General features: G+C 37.4%; 12 protein-coding genes. 6 read left to right on the forward strand and 6 right to left on the reverse strand.

From position 1 onward, the window contains the following. Window positions 1-91 precede the first annotated feature (91 nt). The 5 genes from ligA to AC5YDH_RS01850 form a co-directional block, all read right to left on the reverse strand. Window positions 92-2,131 (reverse strand): NAD-dependent DNA ligase LigA, encoded by a 2,040-nt coding sequence (gene ligA / locus AC5YDH_RS01830; RefSeq protein WP_496116575.1) that lies wholly within the window; start codon window positions 2,129-2,131, stop codon window positions 92-94. A gap of 117 nt (window positions 2,132-2,248) precedes the next feature. Then, window positions 2,249-3,250, reverse strand: a complete 1,002-nt coding sequence (locus AC5YDH_RS01835) for a cell division protein ZipA C-terminal FtsZ-binding domain-containing protein (RefSeq protein WP_496116576.1) — start codon at window positions 3,248-3,250, stop codon at window positions 2,249-2,251. Between the two features lies 1 nt (window position 3,251). Further along, on the reverse strand, window positions 3,252-6,704 hold the full coding sequence (gene smc / locus AC5YDH_RS01840; protein ID WP_496116577.1) for a chromosome segregation protein SMC: 3,453 nt from the start codon (window positions 6,702-6,704) through the stop codon (window positions 3,252-3,254). Window positions 6,705-6,714: 10 nt separating this feature from the next. After that, a complete protein-coding gene (locus AC5YDH_RS01845) occupies window positions 6,715-7,410 on the reverse strand; it encodes a GntR family transcriptional regulator (protein ID WP_496116578.1) in 696 nt (231 codons plus the stop codon). A 133-nt stretch (window positions 7,411-7,543) separates the two neighbouring features. Next, window positions 7,544-8,353 carry a sulfite exporter TauE/SafE family protein gene (locus tag AC5YDH_RS01850; RefSeq protein WP_496116579.1) on the reverse strand — a complete coding sequence of 270 codons (810 nt, stop codon included), beginning with the start codon at window positions 8,351-8,353 and terminating at the stop codon, window positions 7,544-7,546. 29 nt (window positions 8,354-8,382) lie between these two features. Between AC5YDH_RS01850 and AC5YDH_RS01855 the strand changes: the two genes are divergently transcribed. Together AC5YDH_RS01855 and AC5YDH_RS01860 are read left to right on the forward strand one after the other, a co-directional pair. Beyond that, window positions 8,383-9,144 (forward strand): biotin--[acetyl-CoA-carboxylase] ligase, encoded by a 762-nt coding sequence (locus AC5YDH_RS01855; RefSeq protein ID WP_496116580.1) that lies wholly within the window; start codon window positions 8,383-8,385, stop codon window positions 9,142-9,144. A 5-nt stretch (window positions 9,145-9,149) separates the two neighbouring features. Next, window positions 9,150-9,881, forward strand: coding sequence for a type III pantothenate kinase (locus tag AC5YDH_RS01860; RefSeq protein WP_496116581.1), 732 nt, complete (start codon window positions 9,150-9,152; stop codon window positions 9,879-9,881). 63 nt (window positions 9,882-9,944) lie between these two features. On the opposite strand, the gene ffh is transcribed toward AC5YDH_RS01860, so the two are convergent. Beyond that, window positions 9,945-11,345, reverse strand: coding sequence for a signal recognition particle protein (gene ffh, locus AC5YDH_RS01865; protein WP_496116582.1), 1,401 nt, complete (start codon window positions 11,343-11,345; stop codon window positions 9,945-9,947). Window positions 11,346-11,483: 138 nt separating this feature from the next. Between ffh and AC5YDH_RS01870 the strand changes: the two genes are divergently transcribed. The 4 genes from AC5YDH_RS01870 (at window position 11,484) to AC5YDH_RS01885 (ending at window position 15,344) form a co-directional block, all read left to right on the forward strand. After that, window positions 11,484-12,293, forward strand: a complete 810-nt coding sequence (locus AC5YDH_RS01870; RefSeq protein WP_496116584.1) for a cytochrome C assembly family protein — start codon at window positions 11,484-11,486, stop codon at window positions 12,291-12,293. A 155-nt stretch (window positions 12,294-12,448) separates the two neighbouring features. Continuing rightward, the gene (locus tag AC5YDH_RS01875) at window positions 12,449-13,207 is read left to right on the forward strand and encodes a hypothetical protein (protein WP_496116585.1); all 759 of its coding nucleotides are present in this window, start codon (window positions 12,449-12,451) and stop codon (window positions 13,205-13,207) included. Between the two features lie 17 nt (window positions 13,208-13,224). Further along, window positions 13,225-14,274, forward strand: a complete 1,050-nt coding sequence (locus AC5YDH_RS01880; RefSeq protein ID WP_496116586.1) for a linear amide C-N hydrolase — start codon at window positions 13,225-13,227, stop codon at window positions 14,272-14,274. A 140-nt stretch (window positions 14,275-14,414) separates the two neighbouring features. Beyond that, a complete protein-coding gene (locus AC5YDH_RS01885; RefSeq protein WP_496116587.1) occupies window positions 14,415-15,344 on the forward strand; it encodes a tRNA dihydrouridine synthase in 930 nt (309 codons plus the stop codon). Window positions 15,345-15,371: the final 27 nt, after the last annotated feature.

Below are 15,371 nucleotides of genomic sequence, written 5' to 3' on the forward strand. Positions count from 1 at the left end.
TAAAACTCTAGCATTGAAGTAGCAATAAAAAAGACACCTCAAGATTCATGATCCTCGGTGTCTTTTTTATTTACATTATCTTCTAGAAAGATCAGTCTTCTATTTGACCATATTCTTTCATCAACACAATGAATTGTTCTTCATTTAAGACTGGCACGCCAAGTTTTTCAGCTTTGTCTAATTTAGAACCCGCTTTTTCACCTGCAACAACACACTTTGTTTTAGCTGAAACGCTTCCACTTACGCGAGCACCTAAGCTTTGTAATAACTGCGTTGCTTCATCACGCCCCATAGATGACAGTGTACCAGTAACCACCCAGCTTTCACCATTCAATGGCTGACGTGTTGGTGCAATAGGCGCATCCCAATGAATACCTGCCGCAATTAAACGGTCAACCACTTCTAAATTATGTGGTGCTTGGAAAAAGTCGATAATCCACTCTGCCGTAATACCACCAACATCGGGCGTTTTCTTTAAAGCATCTAAATCTGCTGTTCGAAGCGCTTCTAAAGTTTGGAAGGTATTGGCAAGCATACGTGCTGTTGTTTCCCCCACACCACGAATGCCTAAAGCAAAAATAAAACTCGCAAATGTCGTTTTCTTACTATTTTCAATTGAATCAATCAGGTTTTGAACCGATTTTTCACCCATTTTTTCAATCGTGAGTAATTTTTCACGATGCTCATGCAAATGGTAAATATCGGCAACATCTTTGAGTAAATCTAAATGTAGTAAAGATTCCGCCCAACGGTCTCCCAAACCTTCAATATCCATGGCTTTTCGTGAAACAAAGTGACGAATCGCTTCAATTCGTTGCGCTGCACAATATAAACCACCCGAACAACGTGCGAGCGCTTCGCCTTCAGGCATGACAACAGGAGATGAACACACAGGGCAAGTTTCAGGTAAATGAACTTCCACAGTAGCTAAAGGACGAAATTCAGGCCAAACTTTTTCAACCTTAGGAATTACATCGCCACTACGGTAAACACTGACTGTATCGCCCACACGCACATCTAAACGGTGGATTTCACCAATATTGTGTAAGGTCACATTTGAAACCGTCACACCACCAACAGCAACAGGGTTTAAACGTGCTACAGGGGTAAGTGTTCCTGTACGTCCAACTTGCCAATCAATATTCTCCACTGTAGTTAAAGCCGCTACAGCAGGAAATTTATAGGCTGTTGCCCAACGTGGTTCACGACTTAAAAAACCCAATTGTTGCTGTTGTTTAAGATCGTTGACTTTAATCACCATACCATCAATTTCAACGCTTAGATTTGGACGTTCTTCATTGATTTGTTCATACGCTTTTTGAACATCTTCAATACTTTCACATACAAAATGACGTTCACCTACAGCAAAGCCAAATTGAGTGAGCCACTCCAAACTTGCAGACATAGTTGTTTGACCATGGTGCGGTTCACACTGAGCAATACCATAAGCATAAAATGCAAGTGGACGAGATGCCGCAATATTTGGATCAAGCTGACGCAGACTACCCGCAGCTGCATTACGCGGATTAGCAAAAGTCTTTTCGCCTCTTGCTTCATTTTCAGCATTCAGTTTTTCAAAACCCGATTTCGGCATAAGTACTTCGCCACGAACTTCTAACAGTTCAGGAATCGCACCCTTTTCAGAGCTTAATACTTTTGGCAAATTACGAATCGTTTTTACATTTTGCGTAATAACTTCGCCTGTTTCGCCATCTCCACGAGTTACACCACGTACCAAAACACCATTTTCATACCACAATGAAATAGCTAAGCCATCGAACTTGAGCTCGACATCGTATTCAATTTTTTGATTTAGTAAACGCTCTTCTGCACGTCGAGCAAAAGCAAATAAATCTTCCTGATTAAAAACATTTCCCAAGGACAACATTGGAACAACATGCGTAATATTTTCAAATTTTGATAATGGCTTTCCACCTACTTTATTTACAGGTGAATCGAGCTGAACTAAATCTGGATACTGTTGTTCTAAAGCTTTAAGTTGATGAAATAACTGATCATATTCACTGTCTTCAATATTTGGTTGATCCATTACATAATAGGCATGATTGTGTTGAGCCAGTAATTGAATCAATTGACGCATTTGCGCAACGACAGCCGAATTTTGTGTCATATATTCACCATAAAAAAGGGCGGTATTCCGCCCTAAAATTTTTTGCATAATGCATATTATAGAAAGCTAAAATCTAGCTTTCAATTCACTTCAAAGAATTTGCTTCACTCAATTTAATTAAGCTTTTGCAGACTGCCCTGAACGGTAATCAATAGCTTGATGACGCCAGTATTCTCTCAGTTGAGGTGTGAGTTCAAAATTGTCTTGATCGCAAACAACACCTTCAATTTCACGAGCAATTAGTCCTGCAGTACTCACCATCGTATCAAATGCATTTTGTACATCACTATGCGGAAGTGCAAGGAATAATGCTAAACCTTTTACTTCTTCTGTAGAAAGTGTTTCCAAGTCAAAACCTTCTGTACTTGCGTCAGAATCTACAATTTTCAATGCAGAAAATAATAACTTAGTGCCATCTTCATTGTAACGGTGGAAACATTTCATTTCACCAAAACGTAAACCATATTTAAGCAATACTTTTAAAGTTTTTTCACCCGAAAGAGCTCGACCTTTTGCCAAAATATTTAATGCAATAAATGATTCTGCCGTAACTAAAGCACATTCATCATCTACCATTTTTTGTTCATATAAATGTGCATCTAAAATACTACTTTCTTCTGAAAATTCAGAAATTTCAGCTTTCTCAATATTGGTATTTAAGCTAAATGTAGGCTCTAATTTTGCATTGTTACTTACGGCATCTTCCGTTGTAGGAGCATTTTCAGTAATGGTCACATCTGCATTATTTTCAGTTTTTTTAGATGACTCTTCATCTACGTCAACCACTGTTTTTGCTTCTGTTGTAATTTCATCAGCAATAGTTTCAGGTGTTTTTCTCAGTTCTTCATTGAGTTTCGGTTCTTCTTTATCGAACTCGAACTCTGCCTGAACTTGTTGAGTATCTAAAGTTGGTTCAACACGAACTTTTTCTTCTGAATCTATTGTTTGTAATTGATCGCGAACATGTCTTGGAATAATTGGCTTTTGACAATCTTCGTTAAATTGCAATTCACTTTCTAAAGATGGCGCTGTATCTCTTGGTTTTTTAAAAATAAGTTTTAAGCCGAACGCCATAATAACAACGGCAATTGCAATTCCGACAAGTGTTGTAATTTCCATTCTATGCCTCCGCGACTAAGCCGTATTCAGCTGCTTCTTCTAAATTTACGGTCACTAATTTTGATGTTCCTGGCTCTGGCATGGTTACCCCGAGTAAATCTGTTGCCATGGTCATTGCCAGTTTATTATGTGTAATGTAAATGAACTGAACCTGTTCGGATAGTTCTTTTACAAGATTACAAAAACGTCCTACATTTGCATCATCTAAAGGTGCATCTACTTCATCTAGCACGCAAAATGGCGCAGGATTTAATCTAAAAATTGCAAAAACTAATGCAAGTGCTGTTAACGCCTTTTCACCACCTGAAAGCAAGGCAAGCGAACTGTTCTTTTTACCTGGTGGGCGCGCCATCAATTTAACACCCGATTGCCAGTCATCTTCTAAACTTAAACTCGCTTCCCCACCATCAAATACTTTTGGAAATAAACTTTGAAGCTCCACATTCACTTGATCAAAAGTGGTCATAAATAATTTACGCGTTTCTTGATCAATACTTTTCATTGCTGCTTGTAACTGATCGACCGTTTTATTCAAATCATCAATTTGATGACTCAGTTCTGCATAACGCGCTGAAACTTCTTCATATTCTTCAGAAGCAGCTAAATTCACCGCACCAATTTTTTCAAATTGCTGTTGGGCTTTTTCAAGCTTCTGCTGATGTGAAACCAAGTCGATATTTAAGCCTGTTATTACTTCACTATTCAACTCTTTTAACTGATCTGAATAATGCTGTAAATCAGATTTTGCAGATTGCCAAGCCAAGCGCTTTGCTTCTAATTCTGTGCGTAACTTTTCATCTTGCTGTTGATGCTGATGACGTTGCTCAGTCAAACTTTGTTGTTTTTCTTGTACATTATTGAGTTCAACCTGCCACTCCCCCCAAGTTTTTTGCAGTTTCTCCGTTTGTTCGAGCTGTTCTGCATACTGATCTTGCAACGCAGGAAGTTCTAACTGCACAGGATCTACAAACTTTTTCGCTTGTTCCATTTGCGCCAAAATTTGCTGATATTGAGCTTTTAAGAATGATGCATCTTTTTCTAACAGCTCAACTTGTTGTGTCGTTTGCACAGATTGACGGCGTACAAGCTCTAATTCTTGCTGAGATTGTTGTAAATTTTGTTGCGAATTTTCAACTCTTTCACTTAATTCATCCACTTGAAACTGCATGGTTTTATAATTTGGTAAAACCTGTTCAAGCTTTAAATTCAATGAATGCAAATCGATTTCCAAATCATCTTTTTGCATTGCATCTTCTTCCAACTGCTCATCGAGCTGTTGTAGCTGACTTTGCAATTGTTGTTTTTGAATACTAAATGCCTGTGCAGCACTTTGCACTTTCACCAAACTCAAATCGGCATTTTGCAATGATTTTTGTACTTGCTTAAGCTGTTCTTGCTGATCTTGAATACTTTTTTGCAAAACTTGAGCTTGCTGTAAAATTTCAGGCAATGCAGCTTCTGCTTGTTGAAGCAAATTTATTTTTTCAGTCAAAATCTGTTCAATTTCATCTAAACGGATACGATGACTTAATGCGCCTTGTCCTGCCTGAGACGCATCATCATAAAACAGACCAATTACCCAATCTAAACCAACATGATAACCATCTAAAGTCAAAATACTTTGACCATTTAAAAGTTGAGATTGAAGCTTCAAGGCTTGTTCTAAATTTTCTGAAACAGCAACCTGTTGCCACAATGAATTCTGAGGTGTTTCAATCCAATCCGCTAAACAAGGTAAATCATCTAACTGAATTTTTCCTTGTATAGAAGATGGTTTTAACTGACGTGCAATGCTTTCTTGGAACGACGTTGATGTTTCCAAAACCTGTGCAGACAACCATTTAGATAAGAATTTTTCAACTAAATTGGCTTGCGCTTTACCATCTTCATTCAGCTTTAAACGCTGCATGAGTTGCTCGCCCTGCACATTTGTCTTAGGGCTATTTTTAATCATGAGCTGATTTAAATTTTTTTGCTCTGACTGTAAAACTTGAACTTCAGACTTCAACTGATTAACCGCATTTTTTTGCTGTGAATACAGTTCTTGTACTGTGTCTAATTCAGTTTTTTGGCTTTGTAACGCCAACTCTAAAACGTCTATTTCTTGGCTAAATTGCGCTTTGTCCTTTTCTAATTGATCAACATCATCTTGCTGATATTGATTTTGAATTTGCTGAGCTTGTTGTTGCAATATCTCTTTTTGCTGTTCAATTCGAGCAATATTTTTCGTCAGCTGTTCACTTTGCGCAATCATCTGCATTTTTTGCTGTTGTTGCTTTTCGACTTGCGCTTTCACTTGCTCAAATTGTTGTACAGCCTGTTGTTGCTGTACTTTTAAATCATTAAAACCTTGCGATTGATTTTGACTTTGACCTTCTTGTACTTGCAATTGCTCAGTTTGGCTTTCTTGTTGCTCCTGCAATGTTTCCAATTGCAATTCAATTAGCTGCAAGCGCTCTTTGGTCTGAACTTTTTGTTCTTCTAATTGAGATAAAGTCGATGTATTTTGTTGCAATAAACTTTGCTTTTGCTCCAAAGTCATTTTCAACTCAGCCAGTTTTTTTTCTGCCTGTTGCCATTCATTTTGTAATGGTGTCGATTGCTGAATAAGACGTTGGAACAATTCACTTGTAGCTGTTAAATCATGTTCAAGCGTATTTAACTCAGAACGCACCAATTTAAAGGTATCACCCAAACCATTTAAATGAACCGTATATTCTTCCTGCAAACGTGTACTGTGTTCGCATTGGAAAGATAAAACCTCAATTTTAATGGTCCGAATTTGCGTTTCTAATTCTTTGTACTGAACCGCTGCTTCAGACTGACGCTTTAAAGTTTTTAATTGTGAGCGAAGTTCAGAAGCAATATCATCTAAACGAGATAAATTTTGCGTAGTATGCTCTAAGTGCAACATCGTTTCACGACGACGTGCTTGATAACGTGAAACACCAGCAGCTTCTTCAATAAACACCCGCATTTCTTCGGGTTTTGCATCAATTAAACGGTTAATCATACCCTGTTCAATGACTGCATAAGAACGAGGTCCTAAACCTGTTCCCAAGAAAATATCGGTAATATCCCGACGACGACACTTTGTGCCATTTATAAAATATTCAGACTTACCATCTCGGTTCACCTGACGGCGCACAGCAAGTTCATTATATGCGTTATACGTTCCACCTAATTTTCCATAAGTGTTATCAAAACGAAGCTCTACACTTGCCACCCCAACAGGTTTACGCTTTGCCGTTCCTGTAAAAATAACGTCTTGCATACTACCGCCACGTAATTGACGAGCGCTAGACTCTCCCATTACCCAACGAATGGCATCAATTACATTCGATTTACCACAGCCATTAGGCCCCACAACTGCAGTACGATTCGCTTTAAAGTTTAGTGTTGTGCTATCGGCAAATGATTTAAAGCCGGAAAGTTTTAAGCTGCTTAAACGCATAATGTCCTAATTAACGGCGCGAGCGTCTTGCCCACGCAAGTTCTATTTGTTTCATTCGTGTTAGAGATTCCAACACTAAATCACGTAAGTGTCGACAAAAATCTTCCATATTTATTGCTGCTTGTTGCGAATTTCTACTCACTATTGCAGCTACCACAAGTTTAAACAATTCTAGCGACTCTTGTAGCTCTCTTTTTGAAGTATTTAAAGTTAAAAAATAACTTCTACGTAACGATGGTAACAGCTCTTTATAATATTTCATTAAATACGGATTATTCACCTTGTCTTGATGCTTCCATAAACCTTGAAAAATTAAATCGTAAAATTTTTCTGTATGCCCCAAACGGCATTCTTCACTTAATTGTTCTAATAAACATTTTAAATGTTCAGCATCATGAGTAAAAAATACATCTGTAATTCGCTGAACAACCTGCCCCAACAGTAATCCAGTAATATCAAATAAAGCTGCGACTTGTTGCGCCGACATTTCCGACACAACAGCACCACGACGTGGATAAATTACAATTAAATGTGTGCGTTCCAATATAAGTAAAGCTTCACGTATAGAACCACGGCTTACATCTAGTTCTTGTGCAAAGCGGATTTCTTGAATACGCTCACCTTCAACCAATTCACCATTAATAATTTGCTCAGCAATATGCTGAGCAATCTGCTCCGACAGGCTATCTGTGTCATGTTGTTGCATATTGTTCCTATTTTTTATATGGATACAAACGCTCGTTTTAATTTACCCTTCATTTATATTTAAAGATAAAAACAACTTTTAACTATGACATTGTTAGACAATTTCTTGTCTATACAGCCAATTTAAACTTTCCTCAAAAGAAACTTGTTAAGCCTTTCACAACAAAATATAGCCCAACTGTTGTAAGCAAACCTGCGAAGCATTTTTTTAGCATCGCTGGCGAAAGTAAATGTGCAACTTTTGCCCCAATTTTTGCAGTCATAAAACTCATTACACTAATACCAATAAAGGCATAAATATGGATATAGCCAATAGTGTTTGGCACATCTACTTCTGCTTCATGACCAAACCACATAAATCCTAAAGCACCAGCAAATGCGATAGGTAAACCACATGCTGCGGAAGTCGCAACAGATTTTTGCATCACCACACCACATTTATTTAAAAATGGAACAGTTAAACTTCCTCCCCCAATACCAAATATTGCAGATGCAACACCAATACCACCGCCTGCTAAAACCTGCATACCTGTCGATGGTAACTGTTTAGAAGGATCAATCACCGCATTGGCGCCTCTAAACATTTTAAATGCAACCCAAAGTGCAAAAAAACCAATCAAAAGTTGTAACCCTTGCCCTGAAAGTAAGTCTGCAATTCCTGCACCTAAAAAAGCTCCAACAACTAAACCAGGTGCCAAATTACGAACAACATTCCACAATACTGCACCTTTTTTATGATGTGCAGATACAGAACTAATTGAAGTCACAATAATGGTAGCAAGTGAAGTTCCTACAGCCATATGCATCACAACATTCAGATCATAATTTAAATGCGTAAATACGACATAGAGAATAGGTACAATAATTAATCCACCACCCACGCCAAACAAGCCTGCGGTAAATCCTGCAATTGCACCAATCAACAAATATATGATTAACTCCATGTCTTACTTTCCCATATTTAAAAATTCTGATGGATTTAGATACTCGCCTACTGCAACAAAAACTCACAGAAGTAAATCAACTTCCTGAAGTTTTAGTCCTAAAACCAATTACAGCATCGACCAATGATGATGTTCGAGAGGTTGCTTTAAAAGGAATTAGCAGTATTTTAATTTGCAGTCGAAAACAAACTCAAGGTCGTGGACAAAACCAACGATCATGGGTTTCGCCCGAAGGTAATATCTACCTAAGCACACTACTTAATGTTCAAACACCAATAGATGGACGTTTGGCTTTGGAAGTTGCACTGAATATTACTCAAATGCCAAGTTTAGAAAGGTTGAATCTTAACGTAAAATGGCCAAATGACTTATATTTTAATCATAAAAAATTAGGTGGAATTCTAATAGAACCCATTTCTGCGACCCAAGCTGTTGTTGGTATCGGTATTAATCTTGCGCCAATACAAGATGATGCAATTAAACATAACACCACATCTTTAGAAGAAATTGGCTTACATCATATTGATCGTATTTCTTTAATTGCGGAATTGTATGTCGCCATTCAACAAGCAGGACAATGGTTCGATCATCATTGTTATAATTTAGGCGCACGTTTTAATCATCATGCTGCTTTTATGAACCAACAGGTTATTCTTGAACATCAAAATGGGCAAATTAAGGGTTTATTCTTGGGTATTCAAGACGATGGCTCTATTCAAATACAAACTAAAACTGGTTTAGAAGTTTTTTATCAAGGTCGCTTACGCCTCAGTCAGTCAAGTGAAGAGTAAATACAATGAAAAGTTTATGGTTAGATATTGGTAATACTCGCCTTAAATACTGGGTCACTAAAAATAATCAAATCATTGAACATGCAGCTGAATTGCATTTGCAATCTCCTGCCGATTTACTATTAGGGCTTATTCAACATTTTAAAAACTTAGGTATTCATCAAGTCGGTGTATCTTCTGTTCAAGATCAACAAAGCAATGAACGTATTCGTAAAATTTTAAAACAACTAAATGTTCCTATCATTTGTGCCAAAGTTCATGCTGAATATGCAGGCTTAAGTTGTGGTTATGATGATACAACCCAGTTAGGTATTGACCGATGGTTACAAGTTCTTGCCGTTGCAAATAACACCAATGAAAAATACTGTGTAATTAGTTGTGGCACAGCATTAACCATAGATTTAGCAGATGGATTAAATCATTTAGGTGGTTATATTCTGCCAAACTTATATTTACAACGTGACTCACTGATTCAAAACACCAAAGGCATTAAAATTCCAGATGGAGCTTTTGATGAGCTTAGTCCTGGAAGAAACACCATAGATGCTGTTCATCATGGTATTTTATTAGGATTGGTCAGTATTATTAAAAATGTGCTTGAGCAAAGCCCAAGAAAACTGATTTTAACGGGGGGCGATGCACCGCTTTTTGCTAAATTTTTAGCAGAATATAACCCAATTATAGAAGCAGATTTACTCTTATGCGGGCTACAGCGTTATATTGAACACAATGCTTAATCATAAAAATCATGTATAAAAAAAGGCGCATTAAGCGCCTTTTTTTATACATGAGTTTGATCATTATTTCTTATTACCAAATAGTGGTCCCATACCACCACCGCCACCGAATTGCTTTTGTAAGCCACCCAATGAACGCATCATTTTTGCCATACCAGATGGATTAGCAAATTTTTTCATCATTTTCGCCATTTGCGCATGTTGTTTAATCAGTTTGTTCACTTCAACAACATCCATACCACAACCTGCGGCAATACGCTTTTTACGGCTTGGATTCATAAGATCAGGGTTACGACGTTCTTTCAGTGTCATCGACTGAATAATCGCTTCCATTTTCTTCACTTGTTTTTCTGGGTTAGCTTGTGCAAGTGCATCTTGTAGACCTGCATTGCTCATGCCAGGCAACTTATCTAAGAAGCCCATCATGCCACCCATTTTATTCATTTGTTCAAATTGCATGAGCATATCTTCAAAGTTGAAGCTTCCGCCTTTTTGCAATTTTTTCGCCATTTTTTCGGCTTTTTCTTTATCGACTTTACGTTCAAGTTCTTCGACTAAAGAAAGTACGTCACCCATACCCAAAATACGTTGTGCAACACGCTCAGGATGGAATGGCTCTAAGGCATCAAGCTTTTCGCCCATACCTAAGAATTTGATTGGCTTACCTGTGATTGCACGAACAGAAAGAGCAGCACCACCACGTGCATCACCATCTGTTTTCGTTAAAATTACACCTGTAAGTGGTAATGCATCATTAAAGGCTTTCGCTGTATTTGCAGCATCCTGACCTGTCATTGCATCGACTACAAACAATGTTTCAGTTGGATTAATTGCAGCATGAAGCTCTTTAATTTCGTCCATCATGTCATCATCGACATGTAAACGACCTGCTGTATCGACAATTAATACATCAGCAAATTGAATTTTTGCTTGTGCAATTGCACGATTCGCAATATCAATTGGTTTTTCATTGGCATCAGATTCAAAGAAAATTGCGCCAACTTCACCCGCAACTGTTTGAAGCTGTTTAATTGCCGCAGGACGGTATACATCGGCAGATACCATTGCGACTTTTTTCTTTTGACGTTCTTGTAAAAAACGTGCAAGTTTCGCAGCAGTTGTGGTTTTACCTGCACCTTGTAAACCCGCTAGTAGGATTACAACAGGTGGTTTTGCTGCTAGGTCTAGGCTTTCATTTGCCTCACCCATCATTTTAGTCAATTCGTTATGTACAATTTTAACGAAAGCTTGACCTGGTGATAACTGCGTCATCACCTCTTGACCCAACGCCTCTTCCTTAACTTTCGCGATGAATTCACGAGTTACAGGTAATGCAACATCGGCTTCAAGAAGTGCCATACGTACTTCACGTAACGTATCTTTAATATTATCTTCTGTTAGCTGTCCTGAGCCAGTAACATTTCTTAAACTCTGCGTGAGTCGTTCCGTTAAGGTATCAAACATTGCAAAATCCGCTTAAAATGGTTGTTGCAAAAAAATGTTTCTTTAAAATAGAAAATTTATGCATAGAATGCTATAGGATACTGTAGTTCGAGTAGAATTTATATAAATGAATATCCATCATCCTGAAAAAGGTTCGTCATGATTAGCCTGCCTCTGGTTTATACAGTCTTAGCTTTAGTCGCTTATGTGACAGCATTTTGGTATCTATTTAGTCACTTAATATCAAAAAATGATACAAACCAATGGTTTTTTGGTGTTATTCTAGGTTTAGGCTTAGTTCTGCATGGTGCTGTTATATATAGCGATATGTTAACGCCTATTGGTATTAATTATGATGTATTTAATTTGGTTTCATTTACTTCGGGGTTAATGTTGTTGTTAAGTGCCCTTTTTAGCACTTATCGTCCTGTATCGGCTATGAATTTATTAGGAATTCCTGTCGCTGCTGGCGGTTTAATCTTAGGTTTTGTTTTTAGTAAACCAAAACAGTTTATTGAACAACATTCTCTAGCTTTAGATATTCATATTATTCTTTCTCTTTGTGCTTATGCCATTCTACTTATGGCAACGATTCAAGCCGTAATTTTATGGTTCCAAAACCGTGAATTAAAAAACAAGCAAAAACGTCGTATTTGGGTAGGTTTACTACCATCGTTCCAAGCAATGGAAACCCTACTATTTGATATGCTAATGGCTGGTTTTACTTTATTAACAGTCGCGCTAGCTTTTGGTTTTTTAACGATAGAAAACTTCTTTGGTCAGCATTTGGCACATAAAACGGCATTTAGTATTGTATCTTGGTTTATTTATGGCTCTTTACTCATTGGTCATTATAAATTTGGTTGGCGTGGTCAAAAAGCCATTCGCTTTACCATTATGGGTTTCTTCTTATTGGCTTTAGGTTTTATTGGTTCTAAATTTGTGTTGGAAATGATTTTAGGTAAATAATGCTGAGAGCCTATTATTAAAAATAAGGCTTCATTTTCAACACCCTTTTCTTGTGATTATTCAATTACACAAAAACTACACTGCATACTAATTATTTTATTTCATTGCGTAACATAAAGCTGTTAAAGTCTATTGAAAAAATAGAGTAAGTACTTATGAACACACACAAAAAAATTATCTTCACGATGCTGACCTTGTGTAGTCCAACAATATTTGCAGAAAATAGCTTTACAAAATCATTTGAGGGAAAGCCGCAAATTAATGCGAATTTTTATGTTTTTGCAGCAGATGTAAACGGAACTTTAAGTGAAAAAAATATTAAATATGATGTAGACCAGCCCTTCAGTGATACGGTAAAGCATCTCGATCAAGTCTATATGGGCTATCTTGATTTTAGTAAAGGTGATTGGGGATTTTATATCGATAAACAACTCGTCAAAACATCTAAAGATGAACAAGTTCTGAATATACCATTAGCATTAAAAACAAAATTAGATCAGACAAGCTATGGTATTTACTATCAAGCATATAAATCACCCACTGAAACCAAACTCAAGAAACCCAAAGTTATTTTTGAACCAACCATTGGTATACATCACACTGAAGCAAAAGCCACATTAGCTGCCCTCGGACATACAAAACAAGCAGATATACATTGGAATGAACTTTTCTGGGGCGCACGTTTTAGATATAACTTTGACTCTCCATGGAATTTCGCATCTGAAGTGACAATTGGTGCTGAAAATACACTCTCAACGCATGCCTATATTGGCTATAACATTCCTGTATTTAGTCGCACGATTAACCTCCGAGCTGGTTACCGCTACTTTAAGCAGGACTATCAATCTGGTGATTTCCACTGGGATATTAATCAAAAAGGCCCTGTGATTGGCTTCAATGTACCAATTTTCTAAAAAAGGAATCTAGCGAAATGAGACATAAGTTTAAAAAAACACTTTGCGCCATCTCTCTTTTATTAGCAGCTGATATCGCTATGGCTTGTACACGTGTTGTTTATCAAGGTGATAACAACAATATTATGACTGCCAGATCTATGGACTGGAAATCTGATGTACAAACAAATTTGTGGATTTTACCTAAAAATGTAAGCCGCACAGGTATGGCTGGACCACAATCTATAAAATGGACCTCTAAATACGGTAGTGTTGTCGCAACGGGTTATGATATTTCAACAACAGATGGCATGAATGAAAAAGGCTTGGTTGCAAACTTATTATGGTTAGTTGAATCAGAATATCCAGATCCGAAAACCTCAAAAAAACCACCTATAAGCATTTCTCTATGGGCACAATATGTACTAGATAATTTTGCTACAGTTGATGAAGCTATTAAAGCACTTGAAAAAGAACCGTTTATTGTTGTATCAGACTCTGTTCCTGGTGAGGAGCGTTTAACGACACTTCACCTTGCAATCTCTGATGCTAAAGGTGATAGCGCTGTTATTGAATATATTGCGGGCAAACAAGTTATTCACCATAACCGTAAATACCAAGTAGTCACTAACTCACCTACTTTTGATAAACAATTAGCGCTCAATAGTTATTGGCAGCAGATTGGCGGTACTGTCATGCTTCCAGGTACAAACCGTGCATCTGACCGTTTTGCTCGCGCATCTTTCTACATTAATGCCGTTCCTCAACATGGAAGTCAAAAAGATACGCTAGCGAGTGTTTTTAGTGTTATTCGCAATACATCTGTACCATTTGGTCTAAACACAGAAGAAGAACCGAATATATCTTCTACACGCTGGCGCACAGTATCTGATCAAAAAAATAGCCTATATTTCTTTGAATCTGCTGTTTCACCAAGTATCTTCTGGGTCGATTTAAAAGAAATTAACTTTAATGATGGTCAAACTAAAAAGTTAGATTTAGGTAAAGATCAATCGAATATTTACTCAGGAAAAGTAAATACATCTTTCAAAGTAACAAAACCTTTTCATTTCTTAGGTATTTCTTAATTTTTAATTAAGTAAAAATCTTTAAAGAATGGCTATACGTTGATATAGCCATTTTTTATTTTAAATCGACTTATTATTTCAACTAGACAAGCTTTCCAATTAGACGTATAACACCCTTTTTCATCATCAGGTAAAACACTTTGAAACTTGTGCTTGCACCCATGGAAGGCTTAACTGACCCAATTATGCGCGATGTACTGACATCCGTAGGCAGTTTCGATTGGTGTGTAACCGAATTCATTCGTGTCACCAACTCGGTTTTACCCGACCATATTTTTTATCAATACTGCCCAGAATTACTCAACGATGGTAAAACGGCAGCAGGAACACCTGTACATATCCAGTTTTTAGGTAATGATCCTGAAATGCTTGCAGCCAATGCAGTTCGTGCAGCCAAGCTTGGTGCACCTGCTATTGATATGAACTTTGGTTGTCCCGCAAAAACAGTTAACAAACATCGTGGGGGTTCTGTTCTACTCGATGAACCTGACGTTGTATATGAGCTTGTAAAAGCCGTTCGTGATGCTGTTCCAAGCCATATTCCTGTATCGGCAAAAATGCGCTTGGGCTATATGGATAGAAATTTCACACTAGAAAATGCACATGCAATTGAAGATGCTGGTGCAGCTTGGGTCACAGTCCATGCTCGGACAAAAGCAGATGGCTACACACCTCCTGCATTTTGGGATCAGTTAATTCCTATTCGTGAAGCATTAAAAATTAATGTCATTGCAAACGGGGAAATTTGGACAAATGCAGATGCTAAACAATGCCAATTAGAATCGGGCTGTGAAGATTTAATGATTGGTCGTGGTGCAGTAACAACACCCGATTTAACGCAATGTATCCGTCAAAACATAGATACTCCGCTTATCACTTGGAATGAATTACTTACTCTCCAAATTCGTTTTTTAAATGGCACATATAAAAAAGAAATGAATATGGTAGGACGTTATAAACAATGGTTAGGCATGATGTCTAAACACTATCCTGAAGCAAAAGCATTATGGGACGAAGTAAAGCGTATCAAAGCTCTTGACGAAGTTATTGAAAAATTGAAATCTTATTAAAACAAAAGCCGAATTCAACATTCGGCT

Source organism: Acinetobacter sp. FY683 (assembly GCF_059515885.1).